This window comes from Gordonia sp. SCSIO 19800, assembly GCF_018132775.1.
Classification (GTDB): Bacteria; Actinomycetota; Actinomycetes; order Mycobacteriales; family Mycobacteriaceae; genus Gordonia; species Gordonia hongkongensis.
In genome coordinates this window covers 16,187-32,874 of record NZ_JAGRQM010000036.1, presented here as the reverse complement: position 1 = coordinate 32,874, position 16,688 = coordinate 16,187, and the positions used below count along the sequence as shown (strand labels likewise).

General features: G+C 66.6%; 18 protein-coding genes. 11 read left to right on the top strand and 7 right to left on the bottom strand.

Annotated features, from left to right (window positions below):
• A partial coding sequence (locus tag KB201_RS23745) for an HNH endonuclease signature motif containing protein (RefSeq protein WP_211540762.1) occupies positions 1–513 on the top strand: 513 nt, incomplete at its 5' end.
• A gap of 220 nt (positions 514–733) precedes the next feature.
• On the opposite strand, the gene KB201_RS23740 is transcribed toward KB201_RS23745, so the two are convergent.
• The 4 genes from KB201_RS23740 to KB201_RS23725 all read right to left on the bottom strand — a co-directional run bounded on the left by KB201_RS23740 (position 734) and on the right by KB201_RS23725 (position 4,797).
• Positions 734–2,023: a deoxyribodipyrimidine photo-lyase gene (locus KB201_RS23740; RefSeq protein WP_211540767.1), complete on the bottom strand. Its 1,290-nt coding sequence runs from the start codon at positions 2,021–2,023 to the stop codon at positions 734–736.
• 14 nt (positions 2,024–2,037) lie between these two features.
• Positions 2,038–2,406, bottom strand: coding sequence for an FKBP-type peptidyl-prolyl cis-trans isomerase (locus KB201_RS23735; protein WP_058251588.1), 369 nt, complete (start codon positions 2,404–2,406; stop codon positions 2,038–2,040).
• A gap of 56 nt (positions 2,407–2,462) precedes the next feature.
• Positions 2,463–3,785, bottom strand: a complete 1,323-nt coding sequence (locus tag KB201_RS23730; protein WP_078113443.1) for a citrate synthase — start codon at positions 3,783–3,785, stop codon at positions 2,463–2,465.
• Positions 3,786–3,846: 61 nt separating this feature from the next.
• Positions 3,847–4,797, bottom strand: coding sequence for a carbohydrate kinase (locus KB201_RS23725; protein ID WP_211540761.1), 951 nt, complete (start codon positions 4,795–4,797; stop codon positions 3,847–3,849).
• Positions 4,798–4,924: 127 nt separating this feature from the next.
• Between KB201_RS23725 and KB201_RS23720 the strand changes: the two genes are divergently transcribed.
• The 6 genes from KB201_RS23720 to KB201_RS23695 all read left to right on the top strand — a co-directional run bounded on the left by KB201_RS23720 (position 4,925) and on the right by KB201_RS23695 (position 8,693).
• Positions 4,925–5,590 carry an allophanate hydrolase subunit 1 gene (locus KB201_RS23720; RefSeq protein ID WP_211540760.1) on the top strand — a complete coding sequence of 222 codons (666 nt, stop codon included), beginning with the start codon at positions 4,925–4,927 and terminating at the stop codon, positions 5,588–5,590.
• Positions 5,587–6,459 carry a biotin-dependent carboxyltransferase family protein gene (locus KB201_RS23715; protein WP_078113446.1) on the top strand — a complete coding sequence of 291 codons (873 nt, stop codon included), beginning with the start codon at positions 5,587–5,589 and terminating at the stop codon, positions 6,457–6,459. The genes KB201_RS23720 and KB201_RS23715 overlap by 4 nt, the downstream gene beginning before the upstream one ends.
• A 126-nt stretch (positions 6,460–6,585) precedes the next feature.
• The gene (locus KB201_RS23710; RefSeq protein ID WP_035718303.1) at positions 6,586–6,981 is read left to right on the top strand and encodes a phage holin family protein; all 396 of its coding nucleotides are present in this window, start codon (positions 6,586–6,588) and stop codon (positions 6,979–6,981) included.
• Entirely contained in the window at positions 6,982–7,239 is a 258-nt protein-coding gene (locus KB201_RS23705; protein ID WP_065630768.1) for a DUF3618 domain-containing protein, read from the top strand. It abuts the gene before it with no gap.
• 65 nt (positions 7,240–7,304) lie between these two features.
• A complete protein-coding gene (locus KB201_RS23700) occupies positions 7,305–7,574 on the top strand; it encodes a DUF4235 domain-containing protein (protein ID WP_058251595.1) in 270 nt (89 codons plus the stop codon).
• A gap of 54 nt (positions 7,575–7,628) precedes the next feature.
• Positions 7,629–8,693 (top strand): oxygenase MpaB family protein, encoded by a 1,065-nt coding sequence (locus KB201_RS23695; protein ID WP_211540759.1) that lies wholly within the window; start codon positions 7,629–7,631, stop codon positions 8,691–8,693.
• Between the two features lie 18 nt (positions 8,694–8,711).
• Here KB201_RS23695 and KB201_RS23690 read toward each other — a convergent pair whose 3' ends face one another.
• Together KB201_RS23690 and KB201_RS23685 are read right to left on the bottom strand one after the other, a co-directional pair.
• Positions 8,712–9,788: an isopenicillin N synthase family oxygenase gene (locus KB201_RS23690; RefSeq protein ID WP_058251597.1), complete on the bottom strand. Its 1,077-nt coding sequence runs from the start codon at positions 9,786–9,788 to the stop codon at positions 8,712–8,714.
• A gap of 44 nt (positions 9,789–9,832) precedes the next feature.
• On the bottom strand, positions 9,833–11,101 hold the full coding sequence (locus KB201_RS23685; protein WP_211540758.1) for an MFS transporter: 1,269 nt from the start codon (positions 11,099–11,101) through the stop codon (positions 9,833–9,835).
• Positions 11,102–11,258: 157 nt separating this feature from the next.
• On the opposite strand from KB201_RS23685, the gene KB201_RS23680 reads away from it, so the two are divergent.
• Entirely contained in the window at positions 11,259–11,705 is a 447-nt protein-coding gene (locus KB201_RS23680) for a hypothetical protein (protein WP_139114205.1), read from the top strand.
• Positions 11,706–11,730: 25 nt separating this feature from the next.
• Here KB201_RS23680 and pdxH read toward each other — a convergent pair whose 3' ends face one another.
• Positions 11,731–12,426: a pyridoxamine 5'-phosphate oxidase gene (gene pdxH / locus KB201_RS23675; protein WP_249146423.1), complete on the bottom strand. Its 696-nt coding sequence runs from the start codon at positions 12,424–12,426 to the stop codon at positions 11,731–11,733.
• A 167-nt stretch (positions 12,427–12,593) separates the two neighbouring features.
• On the opposite strand from pdxH, the gene KB201_RS23670 reads away from it, so the two are divergent.
• From KB201_RS23670 to KB201_RS23660, 3 genes are all read left to right on the top strand, one after another.
• On the top strand, positions 12,594–13,721 hold the full coding sequence (locus KB201_RS23670) for a citrate synthase 2 (protein WP_065630762.1): 1,128 nt from the start codon (positions 12,594–12,596) through the stop codon (positions 13,719–13,721).
• Between the two features lie 128 nt (positions 13,722–13,849).
• Positions 13,850–14,173 carry an invasin gene (locus KB201_RS23665; RefSeq protein ID WP_238995032.1) on the top strand — a complete coding sequence of 108 codons (324 nt, stop codon included), beginning with the start codon at positions 13,850–13,852 and terminating at the stop codon, positions 14,171–14,173.
• A gap of 29 nt (positions 14,174–14,202) precedes the next feature.
• Positions 14,203–16,569, top strand: coding sequence for a hypothetical protein (locus KB201_RS23660; RefSeq protein ID WP_249146421.1), 2,367 nt, complete (start codon positions 14,203–14,205; stop codon positions 16,567–16,569).
• Positions 16,570–16,688: the final 119 nt, after the last annotated feature.

The window sequence follows — 16,688 nt, the reverse complement described above, 5'->3', positions numbered from 1 at the left end:
AACGGGTACCGGCCCACCACGTCGTGCGCCGACTTCGTGCGAGTCCGGGACGGCTACTGCACCGAACCCGGCTGCACCCGTTCGGCATTCGCCTGCGATCTCGACCATGTCACCGAGTACGACCACACCGACCCCGCCCGCGGTGGGGCGACGTCGAGTGAGAACCTCAACACCAAATGCCGCCCCAGTCACCTCTTCAAGACCCACGGGGACTGGGTTGATGTGCAGTACCGCGACGACGACGGACGCCTGGTCACCGACTACGAGACCCCCGAAGGGGTCACTCTGCCCGGCGATGCCGAAACGCTGGAAGACACCTTCCCCAACCTGCGGCGCATCCGGTTCGAGCAAGCCGCCCAAGCCCCACCCACCCCACACGTCATCGCCTCCGACGACAACCCGGAGCGCACGCACAGCCGACTGGACGCCAAACTCGCCCGCCGGCGACAAGAACGCGCCCGAAACAAACGAGCCCGCGAAGAACTCGACCGCATCGACCCACCACCGTTCTGACGAACTCAGGATCTCTACGGATGGAAGGCCAGTTCGTCTCAGGACCGACTGACCCGCCCGCTCGTCCGGCAGCACGGTCGGCTGGTCGAGACGACGTGGGACGACGCAATGGGACGCATCCCTCGACGCTGGGGACAGCGGAGCTAAGGCGGGACTGGTGCAGCCTGTTGTGCGGCATGTGGTTTCGACAAGCTCAACCAGCGGGGGACGTCGCAGGAAGCTAGATCTGGCCGAAACGCCGGAGCGCTTCCTCACGCTCGGCCTTGTGATCGACCATCGGCTCGGGATAGTCGTCGGCGTCGACGTCACCGACCCAGCGTCGGATGTACTCGCCGTCGGGATCGAACTTCTTGGCCTGCGCCTCGGGGTTGAACACCCGGAAGTACGGCGCCGCATCGGTTCCCGTGCCGGCGGCCCACTGCCAGCCGTGGTTGTTCGATGCCATGTCACCGTCGATGAGCTGCTCGAGGAACCATTCCGCTCCCCACCACCACGGCAGGTGCAGGTCCTTGACGAGGAAGGACGCGGTCACCATGCGCACCCGATTGTGCATGTACCCGGTCTCCGCGAGCTGACGCATCCCGGCGTCGACGAGCGGAAAACCGGTACGCCCTGCCTTCCACGCGTCGAAACGCTCGTAGGCCTTCTTGTCGGTGTCGAGGTCGATGCCGTCGAACTGTCGATTCCAGTTGTGCCACAAGCTATGTGGCCAGTGGAACAGCACGTCGGCGTAGAAGTCGCGGAAGGCGAGTTCGCGTAGATACGCTTGCGGCCCCTTGCCCTTGCCGAGATCGGCGGCCATCGTGCGGGGATGGATGTTGCCGTATTTGAGATACGCCGACATCCGGCTGGTGCTGTCACCCGCGGGATCGTTGCGGCCGGAGTCGTAGTCGGCGAGACCGTTGTCGACGTACTCGGCCCACCGCTCGAGCGCCGCGTCTTCACCGGCGGGCAACGACAACCCGGTCGGCGACTTCGGTATCTTGATGCGCCCGGCCTTCGTCAGGTCCGACGGGTCGACGATCTTCTTCGCAGGCACCGACGAGTCGGCGGGCGCACGCCAGCCGTGGTCACGCCACCGCTTGAAGTACGGGGTGAACACCTTGTACGGCTCCCCGTCGTCTTTGGTGACGCGACCGGGTGAGACGAGGTACGGCGACCCGGTCGCCACGAGCTCGATGTCGCCGAGCGCGTCGGCGACGGCCTCGTCGCGTCGGCGGCCGAACGGGGCGAAGTCCTCGGAGATGTGCACCCGTTCGGCGTCGACCGCCCGGGCCAGCTTCGGGATCTCGACCTCGGGTCGGCCCCGCACGACCAGCAGCTTGCCGTCGAGCTTGTCGTCCAGTTCCCGCAGGGAGTCGAACAGGAACGCGAGCCGCCGCTCGCCCGCGGACTTCTCCAGCCGCGGGTCCACCACAAAGCAAACGAGGACCGACGAATCGGTCCTCGAGGCGGCCGCGGCGAGCGGCGGGAGGTCACTCAGGCGTAGATCGCGCCTGAGCCAGACCAGTTCGGTGGCGGACGTCAGCCCACTCCGAGCAGGTCGATGACGAACACGAGGGTCCGTCCCGAGAGACGGTGTCCGGCACCGGCGGAGCCGTAGGCCAGCTCGGGCGGAACCGTCAGCTGGCGGCGTCCGCCGACCTTCATCCCGGGGATGCCTTCCTGCCAGCCCGGGATCAACCGGTCCAGCGGGAAGTTGGCCGACTGGCCGCGATCCCACGACGAATCGAACTCTTCGCCCGTCTCGTAGTCGACCCCGACGTAGTGGACGTCGACGATGCCGCCGCGAGCGGCTTCCTCGCCCTCGCCGACGATGAGGTCGGAGATGGTGAGGTCGGCCGGCGGGGGTCCCGCCTGGAACTCGACCACTGGCTTCTCGGTGCTGGTCACTGGACTCTCCTTTGAGTCGGGTGTTCGGCGGTCAGGCGGTGCGTCGGAACGGTCGCTCAGCGATCGCCCATCTGCACGTAGTCGCGTTCGGTGTAGCCGGTGTAGAGCTGACGCGGACGGCCGATCTTGGTGGTCGGGTCCTCGTGCATCTCGCGCCAGTGCGCGATCCACCCCGGCAGGCGTCCCAGCGCGAACAGCACGGTGAACATGCGCGTCGGGAAGCCCATCGCACGGTAGATGACACCGGTGTAGAAATCCACGTTCGGGTACAGCTTGCGCTCGATGAAGTAGTCGTCGTTGAGGGCGACCTCTTCGAGACCCTTGGCGATGTCGAGCAGGTCGTCCTGCACGCCAAGCGATTCCAGGATCGTGTCGGCGGTCTTCTTCACGATGGCGGCGCGCGGGTCGTAGTTCTTGTAGACGCGGTGACCGAAGCCCATCAGCTTGACGCCGGCCTCCTTGTTCTTCACCCGCTTCATGAAGTCCTTGGTGTCGCCACCGTCGGCGCGGATGTCGTCGAGCATCTCGAGCACGGCCTGGTTGGCGCCGCCGTGCAGCGGGCCCCAGAGCGCGTTGATGCCGCCGGAGATCGACGTGAACAGGTTGGCCTGCGACGAGCCCACCAGGCGGACGGTCGAGGTGGAACAGTTCTGCTCGTGATCGGCATGCAGGATGAACAGCATGTCGAGGGCCTTGGCGACCTCGGGGTTGACCTCGTAGGGCTCCGCGGGGAAGCCGAAGGTCATCCGCAGGAAGTTCTCGACGAGGCTCAGCGAGTTGTCGGGATACAGGAACGGCTGTCCCGCCGACTTCTTGTACGCGTACGCCGCGATGGTCGGCAGCTTCGCGAGGAGGCGGATCGTCGACAGCTCGACCTGCTCGTCGTCCTTGGGATCGAGCGAGTCCTGGTAGTAGGCCGACAGCGCGTTGACCGCACTCGACAGCACCGGCATCGGGTGCGCGTTGCGGGGGAATCCGTCGAAGAAGCGCTTGAGGTCCTCGTGCAGGAGGGTGTGGCGCTGGATCTTGGTGGTGAAGTCCTCGAGCTGCGACGGAGTCGGGAGCTCCCCGTAGATGAGCAGGTAGCTCACCTCGATGAAGGTCGACTTCTCGGCCAGCTGGTCGATCGGGATTCCGCGGTAGCGCAGGATGCCGGCGTCACCGTCGATGTAGGTGATGGCCGACTTGGTCGACGCGGTGTTCACGAAGCCACCGTCGAAGGTGGTCAGATTGGTCTCGGCCAGGAATTTGCCGAGCGCGACCGAGTCGGTGCCCTCGGTGGCCTTCAGGATCGGGAGCTCCAGCTGTCCACCGGGGTAGGTGAAGGTCGCTGAGGCCGTGTCGGACGCCTGGTCGGCTGGGACTGTTTCAGCAGACACACGAACCCCTTATTCAGATCAGAGATTTTTACAGTGACCGGGTAGGACACACAGGTACAACCTAGTCGCTTCTCAGCTCGCCCGCCCACGGAGGGTCGGCGCCGGGCCTCGAGACCGTCACCGCAGCCACGTGAGCTGCGAATTCAGCCGCTTCCCGCCACTGCTGGAGGGTCAGGGATCGCACCGCTCCGGGCGTGAGTCGACCACGCCGGTCCAGGTGGTTGACAAGGCCCCCGAGCACGCTGTCCCCGGCACCGATCGTGTCGACGACATCGACGGACGGAGCCGGTGCGGTCACCTCACCGGCCGCAGTGCGAACGGTGAGGCCCGAAGCTCCCTCCGTGGTGACGACCGCGGCCACACCGTCGGCCAGCCAGTCTGTCGTCGTACTTCCCGCGGACCCCTCGTTGAGCCAGGCCGCGTCCTCGTCGGACAGTTTGACCACGTCCACCGACGACATCCAGCTCCGGAAGCGTCGTCGATAGGCCTCGGGGTCGGCGATGACCGCGGGCCGGATGTTCGGGTCCAACACCACGACTCGGCCCTCGGCCCGGCATCTGCGCATCAGGTTCTCGTACACCGTGGCACCGGGCTCCAGGACCAGAGATAGGGTCCCGAAGGTGACCGCCGCCACCGTCGGCGGCAGTGCGCCGGGATCGCCGATCGCGCGATCCGCGGTGCCCTCCACATAGAAGGAGTAGTGCGCCGAACCGTCGTCAGCGATGGTCGCGAGGGCCAACGAGGTGGGGTCGTCACGACGCTGGACCAACGCGGTTCCCACGCCGGCGGCCCGGAGTGCGTCGAGGACCGCATCGCCATAGGTGTCGGTGGACACCGCGGACAGCAGAGAGACCGCACTCCCCAACCGGCCCAGCGTGATTGCCACATTGAACGGGCCACCCCCGAGGGCGGGCTGCAACGGCGCCAGACCGCCGGCGGTCGTGTCGTGCCGGCCACCGCCCTGCTGTACGACATCGACGAGCGCCTCACCGCAGACGACGATCTCTCTCACTCTGCCTCCTCACGGCCCGCGCCGGGCACCCGCATCCGGCGTCTCGTCTCGAGTCTGCCATCGGGGCGTGGACACCTCGACGAGTTCGCGCGCCGGAACCTTGTGTCGCGCGGGGTAAGTTCGTTGGATGCACGAGCTGCCGGCGGGCCCCGACGCGGTGGTCCTCGACTTCTCGGCCGACCACTCACCGTCGGCCGCGGTACTCAGCGCGGTCGCGGCGCTCCGCGAAGCGATCCGGGGTGGTGAACTCCCCGAGGTCACCGACCTCGTGCCCAGCGCGCACACCGTCCTGGTCCAGGCCCGTCCCGACCGCGGGCTGGACGAACTCGGTGTCCGCCGGGCGCTCCGGCGTCGGAAGCGCGCGGGCGATCCCGACACCCACAGCACCGACGAGATCGTCATCCCGGTCGTCTACGACGGTGCCGACCTCCCGGATGTCGCTGCGGCACTGGAGATGACGACCGACGAGGTGATCGGGCTGCACTGTCGCACCCGATGGCGCGTCCAGTTCATGGGCTTCGCACCGGGTTTCGGGTATCTCGTCGCCGACGACGAGGCAGCGCATCCGTTCGACGCCGTCGGCCGACGCCGGGAGGCCCGCACGAATGTTCCGGAGGGGTCGGTCGCGATTGCCGCCGGGTACAGCGCGGTGTACCCGAGGTCGAGTCCCGGCGGGTGGCAGTTGCTGGGCCGCACCCATGTTCGGCTGTGGGATGCCGGTGCCGATCCCCCCGCCCGGCTCGCTGCGGGCCGGGTGGTCCGCTTCGTCGACGCCGGACGCGACGACACATGACCTCGCTGACCGTTCTCGCGACGGGACCCCTCGCGACTGTTCAGGACCACGGCCGACCCGGCTACGCCGATCTCGGTGTCCCCGGTTCCGGCGGTGCTGATCGTGGGGCCCTCGCGCTGGCCAATCGCCTTGTGGGCAACGCGGAGTGGGCGGCAGTCGTCGAGACGACGCTGGGCGGGTTCCGGGCATGCGTCGACGCCGACGTCCTGGTGGCGGTCACCGGGGCGGATACCGTGGTGCGCCACAACGGAGTCCCCGCGGGGCTCGCCGCGGCACTGGTACTGCGCGGCGGTGACGAGCTGGCGCTCGACACCCCTGGCTGGGGGTTGCGCAACTACATCGCCGTGCGGGGTGGGATCGACGTCGAGCCCGTACTGGGTTCCCGGTCGACCGATACGCTGTCCGGGCTCGGACCGCCACCTCTCGGCACGGACGACCGTCTGCCCGTGGGCGATGCGGCCGGCGACTGGCCCACCACTCTGTCCGCCCCCGCCGACCGCGAGCACCCGCGTGTCGTCGTGCTGGAGTGCCACGAGGGCCCGCGGGCCGGACATCTCGAGTTGCCGTCCGACCTGTTCGTCGGAACGTGGCTGGTCGGATCCGACAGCAATCGGGTCGGGGTGCGGATCGACCGCGCGGAGGGATCGGCGCAGCCGCTCCTCGCCCATCGCGCCGGCGCCGCCGAACTCCGTTCGGAGGGGATCGCCCACGGGTCGGTCCAGGTCCCGCCCAGTGGCCGTCCGGTGATCTTCCTCGCCGATCACCCGGTCACCGGCGGCTACCCCGTGGTGGCGGTCCTCGCCGCGGGCGCGGTGGACCTGGCCGCGCAGCTGGTGCCCGGATCGGAGATCCGATTTCGTCGGTGCTGATCGGAGATCCGATTTCGTCGATGCTGATCGGAGATCCGATTCCGTCGGTGCTGATCGCGCGGACACGACGTTTCGGCTTCGACCGCCGCGGGAATGCATACGAGCGTCCCGATAGGAGGTACGAGCGTGAGTGATCCGTCTGTGAACGACTTGTCGACCGTGCAACTCGTCGAACGTCTGCAACAGCAGACGACGACCCTGGTGAAGACCGAACTGCAGCACGCCGTCGCGGAGATGAAGGGCAAGGGCACCCGGATCGGGGTGGGTGCGGGGATTTCCGGCGCGGGCACGCTGCTGGTGTTGTTCGGCCTCGGCACGCTGGTCGCGGCGGCCGTGCTCGGACTGGCGAACGCCGTGCCGGCGTGGCTGGCAGCGGTGATCGTCGGCGTCGTGCTGCTGGTCATCGGCGGGGCCGCCGCGGCGATCGGCGCCAAGCGCGCGAAATCCGCTGTGCCCCCGGCACCGGAGCGAACCGTCGAGAGTGTCCAGCGTGACGTGGCGACTGTGAAGGAGCACCTGTAGATGAGTGAGACACATCCCGACCAGAATCCGACCGACGATCCGCCGCCGATCGAACAACAGCGGGAGGAGCTGGCCGAGACGGTCGACGCTCTCGCGGCCAAGCTGGATGTCCCGGCGCGGGTGAACGAGGCGGCGTCGAAAACCGCGCATACCGCGCAGGTGAAGGCCCAGGAGAACCAGACCGTGTTGATCGGTGCGGCCGTCGCCGCGGTGGTGGCGCTGGGCGCGTTCATCGTGATCCGCCGCCGTCGTCGCTGACCGGCCGTCGTCGCTGAGAGTCCGCCGTCGGACGGTTGTAGTCGAGCCAAGAGCAAGGAGCTGTCATGAGTGCCGTATCGAAGGCGATGTACAAACCGATGTCCCTCGCGACCAGCGTGCTCGGCGGTATCGCCGCCGGCGCGGTGTTCGGGCAGATCTGGAAGCGGATCTCCGACGACGAGTCGGCGCCCGATCCCAAGGATCTCGAGCGCAGCAACACCGAGGTTCTCGTGGCCGCCGCGCTGCAAGGACTCGTGTTCGGTCTCGTTCGCGCCGCCGTCGACCGCGCCGGAGCGCGCGGGTACCGGGCGGTGACCCACGAGAATCCGGAGTGACTCCCGGTAGACCTCGGTTGACACCCGAGTGAGACGAACCTATCGTTTCGTCTCATGGCCGAGGTTCTGCACGCTTCCCAGGACACCTGTCCCGTCGACGCCGCGTCGGCCGAGGCCACCTGCCCGGCCGGCGCGGCGTCGTCGGCGACACACGGCTACGAACCCCTTGGCCCGGATTCGCTGACCTGGCAGATCTGGGGGACCTGGACGGGGATGTTCCAAGGTCTGTGGGCCGGGTCGATCCAGAACATGCATCCCAAGCTGGGTGCGGCGGTGTGGGACCACTCGGACTTCTTCGGCGAACGGTGGCAGCGCCTGATGCGCTCCCTGTACCCGATCAGCGGCGTCGTCTTCGACTCCGTCATCCCGGGTGCCCGGACGGGGGAAGAGGTGCGCGACTACCACCTCACCGTCAAGGGCACCATGGAGGACGGGTCCCGCTATCACGCATTGGATCCCGACGTCTTCTACTGGGCCCACGCCACGTTCTGGTACGGCAACGTCCGACTGTGCGAACGCTTCGGCCCCTTCCTCACCGAGGACCAGAAGCGTCAGCTCTTCGAGGAGTCCAAAGCATGGTACGCCCAGTACGGCGTCTCCATGCGTCCCGTCCCGGAGACCTACGAGGACTTCCTGGAGTATTGGGACCACATGTGCCGCAACGTGCTTCGTGATCACGTGTCGGTCCGCACGGTCCTCGACATCACCCAGCTGCCGCCCCCGCCGTTCCTGAGCTTCGTCCCGACGTGGCTGTGGGACCGGTACCTGGTGCCGCAGAACCAGAAACTGTTCATGTGGCTGACCACCGGGTTCTACGACGAGCCGATCCGCGAGATCCTCGGGCTCGAGTGGACCGACAAGGACGAACGTCGATTCCGTCTGGTGGGTAAGGGCATCAACCTCGTGATGCACAAGCTCCTACCCAAGCGGGCACTGCGCCACCCCCGACCGCGCGATGCGTGGGATCGCGTGCACGGCAAGGTCGCCGTGGATGCACCGATCGTGCACACGCCCAAACGCAATCTTCCGCCGGACACCGAACGCGACAACCCGATGCACTATTGCCCGGTGACAGCCGCGCGGCGAGCGTCGTACCCGGGTGTGCTCACTGCGGACTGAGACGCCCCGACCTGTCGTCTACTGCTGCCCCTGACTCCGGCGCATCGCCTGCCGGACGCGGCCCGCCTCACGACTGGCATGCGGATTGGGACGCCCCGCGCGCGAGCCGGCGAGCTTGGCGCCGATGTGCTCGCCGACGGTGATCGGCGAATAGCGACTGCCGGCTCCGACGCACGACGGCAGCGTCGTGATCATGGCGTCGAGGTTTCCGTCGTGGAAGTAGGCCGCCGATCGACGCCGCTCCACCGTGCCGTCGACAACCGGCGGCTTCACCCGATGCAGGGTCGACGTCCAGCGCTCGTTGGTCCAGCGCGCCATGAGGTCACCGAGGTTGATGAGCAGGGCACCGTCGGCGGGGGTCACGTCGTGCCATACACCGCCCTGGTCGAGGACCTGGAGACCCCTGACCTGGTCGGCCCACAGCACCGTCACGATGCCGTAGTCGGTGTGCTCCCCCATGCCGGTCAGCTCGCCGTCGAGTTCGATCTCGCCCGGGGGCAGGGCGTAGTTGTTCATCCGCAGCACGTCGAGCGAGTGGTCGGTGAATCCCTCGAAGAAGTCCGCGGGCAGGTCGAGGGCGTCGGCGAAGATCCTCGTCAGAGTGTGCGCGACGCGTCTGGCCTCGCCGAAGTACGCCGAGACCGCCGCCTGGAAGTGGGCGACCGCCGGCCAGGTGTTCATCGCGTACTGGTCGGCCGGCAGGTCGAGTTCGGGGTACTGCGTCGCCTCGACACCGACGTTGAACGCCTCGAAGAAGTCGTTCATACGCCCTGCGGACTCGACGCCCAGCGACAGGGAGAGAGACTCCGACTTCGGTGGTGCGTATCCCCGGTTGATCTCGGGAGGCGTGCGGTAGGTCTTCTTCAGCTCGAGTGGAAGGGCGAAGAAGTCGTCCATGACCGCGGTGAACTCGTCGATCACCGCCGCCGGTATCTCGTGCCCCACGACCTGGATGAAGCCGACCGAACTCGCCGCGTCGTCGAACCTCGCCGCGACCACGGCCCGATCGGCGGGATCGCCGTTCCGCGTATACGGCGAGATGTCGATGAGCGGCACGTCGAATCCGGTGGCAGGGGCGGCGGTCATGGCGTCCATGGTGGCACCGATTGCGAGGCTGCGCTGGTCGGCGGAACCCGTTCTCAGGTCCGCTGACCGGCGCGATAGTGCACGAAGGCCGGGATCAGCAACGCCGCGATGATCGTCGCGACGACGACCGCGATGCCGCCGAATGCTGTCGCGGCGGCGACCCCGATCGAGGCGGCTGCGGCGCCATGGGCGACGTCGGCGATCCGCGGGCCGCCGGCCACCACCACGATGAACACACCCTGCAGCCGGCCACGGACCTCGTCGGTCGCGGCAGCCAGCAGGATGGTCTGGCGGAACGCCGCCGACGCCATGTCGGCCGCGCCGCCGATCATCAGCAGCACGACCGCCACGACGAGCATCGGCATGGCCGTACCGTCGGCGAACGACACCGCTATCCCGGTCCCGGTGATCGCGAGACCCCAGATGATGATGCACACGATGACGGCGAGACCCTGTCGCTGCACGCGCGCGACCCACCCCGAAAAGATCCCGCCGACGACGGCACCCGCGGCGATCGCCGTGAACAGCAGGGCGAAGGCGATCCCGCCGCCCTCGGGACCGCCGAAGTTCTCGTGGGCCATCTGCGGGAACAGTGCCCGCGGCATGCCGAAGATCATGGCGATGAGGTCGACGAGGAAGGACGCCAGGAGGATCTTGTGCCCGGCCAGGTACCGAAGGCCGTCGATGACCGAACGCAGTCCCGCAACCTTGGGCGCGGCGTCACTCTCCGGCCGCAGGGACGGCAGCATGATCACGGCGATGAGCGTCGGCAAGAGAAACAGGGTGTCCACGAAGTACAGCAGCGAGTAGCCGAGCACCGGGATCAGCGACCCACCGACCAGCGGCCCGGCGATGGCACCCGCCTGCATGACCGTCATGTTCAACGACAGCGCGGCGGGCAGGTCCTTGGTGTCGAGCAGTCGTGGGAGCACCGCGGTCCGCGTCGGTTGGTTGACGGCGAAAAACGCCTGCTGAACAGCAAAGAGCACCAACACGATCCAGACATTCTGCCCGCCAACCGCGGCCTGGGCCCAGAACAGTGCACTGCAGACAATGAGACCGGTGGTCGTGATGATCAACAGGGTGCGGCGATCGACGACGTCGGCCAGCGCGCCGCCCCACAATCCGAAGACGACGAGCGGGACGAGGCCGAACACACCGGTCAGGCCGACATAGGCCGAACTGCCGGTGACCTCGTAGATCTGTGCCGGCACGGCGACCACGCTCAGCTGTGCGCCGATCACGGTCACGATGTTCGCCAGCCACAGCCGCCGGAAGTACTGGTTGCGCAGGGGCGCGGTGTCGGCGAGAAGGCGGGCCATTTCCACGATGCTATGACTGCCCGCCGAGGTTCGGTCACCCAGGCACTCGGACGGCCACCTGTGGAGAGTGGGCGCCGAGTGTTGGGCGGCCTCCGCTAAGGTCGTTCCGCCCGGGGAGCACTCGCACCTTGGTCGGGGATCGAAGAAGGGGACGAGTATGGGTATTCGACGCTGGACGACGATGGTGACGGTCGCGGTGGCCGTCGTGCTGGGACTTGCCATCCCGGGGACGGCGCACGCCAGCCCTCGGTATCCGACCGCCGGTGATCGGATCACGGTGCAGGTCGCCTCGGATCAGCAGAGCACCTACAGCTACTGGTGGGTCGACGGCCTCAACCGGATGTCGCCGCGCACCGTCGGGGTAGGCATGAACCTGCGCGATTACAACCCGAAGACCAGGCTGTGGTCGACCACAACCACTTTCACGTCCCATAAGAAGCGGCAGCAGACAGCCGCGAACATCACGTCGTGGGGCGGTTACGCTCGCTGCACGATCTGGGTGAACGGCGTACGCGTCGCGCACCATGTGTACCGGGCACCGATCTTCGCCCAGGCGCAGTGCGGTATCGCCAGACTCGACCCGAACCGCCTCGACTACCGCTGACGGCCCGCAGAACGGGTGTCGACGCTCAGGGTTGCAGCCGTTCGGCGCGCCAGGAGTGATCGACGTGGGTCAGCCGAACACGGTTGTGCAGGCGGTTCGCTCGCCCCTGCCAGAACTCGACCTCGACCGGGACGATGCGGTATCCGCCCCAATCGGACGGGACCGGCACGTCCGCGCCGCCGTCGAAGCCGCCGTAGGCGTCCGCGAGGTTCGCTGCCTTCTGCTCGAGTTCGACGCGGCTGCCGATGGGCCGTGACTGTTCCGACGCCGCGGCCGACAACTGGGATCCGCGGGGCCGCAGCTCCCAATACGCCTGGACCTCTTCAGCACTGACGTGTTCGACCGGACCGCGGAAGTGCACTTGGCGCTCGAGTCCGATCCAGGGGAATGTCACCGAGGCATAGGGATTCGCGGCCAGGTGCCGGCCCTTGTCCGAGTCGTAGCCGGTGAAGAAGACCACTCCGTTCGCGTCGACTCCCTTGCACAGAACGGTTCGGGTCGACGGCCGGCCGGCCGCGTCGACGGTGCCGAGGACCATCGCGTTGGGTTCGGCGATCCGGGCGTCGACGGCTTCGCGCAGCCAGACACCGAACAGATCCAGCCACGGCGGGTCGCCGCGAAGCCAACTCGGATCGAGGTTCTCGCGGATACCGTCGGCACCGGCGGCGCGGTCGCCCTCACCGATGTTGGGTGGGATCCCGCCGCCATATCCGACACGCATGTTCGGCAGGTCGATGGGGTCGCGCGACTGGTCCGGCACTTTCCTGACGCTACTCCGACCTCGGTCGTTACTCCGGGGTACACGCGGGGCGTCGTGCTGATCTACAGTTCCACGTGGATTGCATCCCCGCGGATGCACGACACGGACGTCGAGTGAGGTGGGTTGCCATGGCCAACACTGTTCCCGAGGATTTCGTCGCCGGACTCGAGGGCGTGGTGGCCTTCACGACCGACATCGCCGAACCGGACAAGAACGGCGGCAACCTCCGCTACCGCGGCGTCGACATCGAGGACCTGGTCGAGAACAAGGTGACCTTCGCCGACGTGTGGGCCCTCCTGGTCGACGGCAAGTTCGGCGACGGCCTGCCGCCCGCCGAACCGTTCCCACTGCCGATCCACACCGGTGACGTGCGCGTCGACGTCCAGGCCGCGCTCGCCATGCTCGCCCCGATCTGGGGTTACCAGCCGCTCCTCGACATCGACGACGAGACCGCCCGCGACAACCTCGCCCGCGCGTCGGTGATGGCGCTGTCGTACGTGGCGCAGTCCGCCCGCGGCATCCACCAGCCCGCGGTCCCCCAGCACGTCATCGACGAATGCGACACCGTCACCGCACGTTTCATGACCCGTTGGAAGGGCGACCCCGATCCCCGGCACATCGCCGCGATCGATGCCTACTGGGTCAGCGCCGCCGAGCACGGCATGAACGCGTCGACGTTCACCGCACGGGTGATCGCCTCCACCGGAGCCGATGTCGCGGCCTCGCTGTCGGGTGCGATCGGCGCCATGTCCGGCCCCCTCCACGGCGGCGCCCCCGCACGCGTGCTGCCGATGATCGAAGAGGTCGAGAACACCGGCGACGCACGTGGACTCGTGAAGGGGATCCTCGACCGCAAGGAGAAGCTCATGGGCTTCGGGCATCGCGTCTACCGCGCGGAGGACCCGCGTGCCCGCGTGCTCCGCCGCACCGCCCAGGAATTGGGCGTCCCCCGCTTCGAGATCGCCGCCGCACTCGAGCAGGCCGCGCTCACCGAACTCCGGGAACGACGCCCCGACCGCGCCATCGAGACCAACGTCGAGTTCTGGGCGGCGGTCATCCTCGACTTCGCCGAGGTGCCGACGCACATGATGCCGGCGATGTTCACCTGCGGCCGGACCGCCGGCTGGTGTGCGCACATCCTCGAGCAGAAGCGCCTCGGCAAGCTGGTCCGCCCGGCCGCGATCTACACCGGCCCGAGCCCCCGGCGCCCCGAAGACGTCGAGGGCTGGGGTGACGTCGTGAAGCCGGGCCTGTAGACCCCTTCCACAGGCGCGGCCAGGTTCAGCCTGGTCGGGGTCGGTTGTGGACACCCGCTCGTCGGGTCGCGTCCGGCATCGTAAAGTGTTCCCCAAGTCACGTGCTCACAACGACTGTCGGGGGAACGATGAGCGGGGATTTTGTCGTCAACTCAGGTGCGATGGACGGCGTCGCAGGTGCACTCGAGGGCATGGGGTACTTCATCGAGTCCGCGCCGCGGCCGGACATCAGCGCGACCATCAGCTCAGCGATGCCGAACTCACCGCTCGTCGGCGCGGGTGCCGACGCCACCGCGAAGCTGACGCAGGCACAGACCGCCGTATCCGGGCAGTGGGAGACGTTCGCCTCCGCGGTGCGTGCGGCTCGCACGATCGCAGTGGACGTCGACGACGAGAACGCGACCAAGTTCCGGACGCTGTCCGCGCTCCCGGACAGCGAGGCGCCCCGATGAGTGGGAGCCCGGCTCTCACCAAGGTGATCATGGATTCGTGGCGGCCGTGGGAGCTGGCGGAAGCAAAGCTGACCGGACTCTCCGACGCCATCCGCGAGAACTCTGAGGCTGCGGAACGAACGGTTGACCAAGTGCCGAACACGTCCTGGGCCGGCGGCGCCAGGTCTGCGGCCAATGCGCGGGCGAGCGACCAGAACGGATGGGCAAAGAAGGTCGCCGGCAAGGTCGACGACCTCCAGACGGCGCTGAACAATGCCGCTTCGGCAATCGACTCGTCGAAGATTGCCGTGAACGGCGCCCTGCTAGGCGCCTCGATGCAGCGCTTCGTGCTCATCAGCGAGTCCGACCCGGCTTGGCAGATGCGGTACGTCCCGAAGGAGGACGACGACCTCACTCCTGGTCAGATAGCCGACAAGGAACGCGAGATGACCAGCTACGTTAAGGGGAAAGCCGACGAGCTGGCCGCCATAGCATCGGACCACGCCGCGCTGATCCGGACCGCGGTGGGGAATCTCGACACCATCGCACCGCCGGCGCTCACGCTCAGCGCGCAGGACGGGCGTCGTCACGGCCAGCTGGCCGCCGATGGCTGGACCGACGAAGAGGCTGCCGCGGTCGGACGAAACTTGCGAGCCGCGGGTCTGAGCGACGAGCAGATCGTTCGTCTGATGAACGGCGAGAAGCTGGACGACGTCCCGCGTGGTGTCCAGGAGTACCTGCACACGTTCTACGGCTCTGTGGGCTCCGAAGGGCTCTTCGACTTGAAGTCCAAGTTCGACGGCATGCACACACCCGTCGGAGACTCGTGGTCCAAGGCGCTCGGCCAAGGTCTCCTCACCCTGTCGAACGAGAACGTCGGCGCGAATACCGGGTATCAGTACCTGCCCGGCTGGGTGCAGGACTGGGCCGAGAACCGTGCAAGCGACGGCGCGACCCTGAGATACCAAGACGTTCCCTTTGCGAGCCTGCTAGGCAACTCTGGTTCCGTTCCCCCGGGGGAGAGATTGGGCACCGAGCTCATTCGCAGAGGCGCCGCGGGAGCGTCGCGCGACATCGGCGGTGACGGTCAACGACCTGAAGTCGCCTACGGGGCTTTCGAAACCGATCCAAATGAGCTGAAGCGTACCTACGAGTCGACCATCCGACAGTTCCTCGAAGTCGGGACCAGGAACCACGAGTCGGCGACGGCGATTCTCACCGGTGAGTACTCGGATGGCGCCAAACTGGCGGATTATGACCGAGACGAGACCGTCGGTCACGTGATGCGACACGACTGGGACGACCACGGCCATACTGCTAGCGGCTTGGTCGACTGGATCCACGAGTACAGCAGCACGGGAGATCCTGCAAAGATTGCGCAAGCCGACCGCGCATACGCTGGTCTGTGGGATTTCGCAACCTCTACAGACGGCAACAACAACTTCAAGGGCCTGATGAACACCAATGACGACGGGGATGCGTTAGGAAAGATCAACCCTCACCTGGCAGATGCACTCAGAAAGGCCTCGCTACCCTACCTCAATTACCTCGCGAATCCCGATTCATCACCGCAGATACACGGTCATCCCGATCTTGAGCTTGCCGACCACGAACGACCCAACGAATTCCGAGCACGAGCGATCCGCATGTTTAGCCTGATCGCGTCAGACGACTCGCCCAACGGTGGCGACCCTACAGACGAGAATCCCGACGGAATAAACGCAGCGACTGAATTATATCGGGACCTACTAGCCCGCGCTAACATGAACGCTTCCTTGGTTCTATCCGAACCTCACCTGGCACAAAGCCTCGGCCTCACCAGTGGCGAACTCCTGCAATTAGGACAGGCCGGAATCTACGGTGCTCAATATGATCAAGAACTTGATCGAGACAGCGAGGTCAAGCGATCAGAAGCCGCGACTCAGAACACCGTAAAAATACTTTCCTCTGCCAGTTACGCCCTGACGTTGGTCCCCCACGGAGCGGTACCTTCCGCACTCGTTGGAGGCGCGGCCCCTTGGATTGCCGGGCCCGAAATCAACGACGACGTTCCATTTAACCTCCCGTCAGATGACACAGCATTCGGAATTGGTGACAGCGAATCGCAAAAACTATCTTTCGCTTACTCCATGCTCACGTCCGCGGGCGTTTCGGGACCTGCTGAATGGTACGACTCAAGCGGCACACTCAAACCGTTATCCGATATGTTAGAACAGTCGGACGGTGACGCTAGTCAGTTGGACCAAGCGATCAGGACGGTGCTGGCGACCAAATATCAAAGAGAGTTCACGCCCGGCGGTGAAGCCGACTACTGGGACGAGGGCGTGGAGGAAGGTTTGACGCCAGAGAACAGCCGGTATGACGGGTCCGATTTAACGACGTATCGAGAATGGATTCTGGACGGAACTCGAGAATGAAACTGGCTAGCGCGACAGCACTTTTCCCAGCATTGGCACTCCTTGTCGCAGCCTGTGCGGGCCCGGACGTACCGGCAATCCTCTCAAGCTCGGAACATGCCGCGGAACTTACTCAGCCT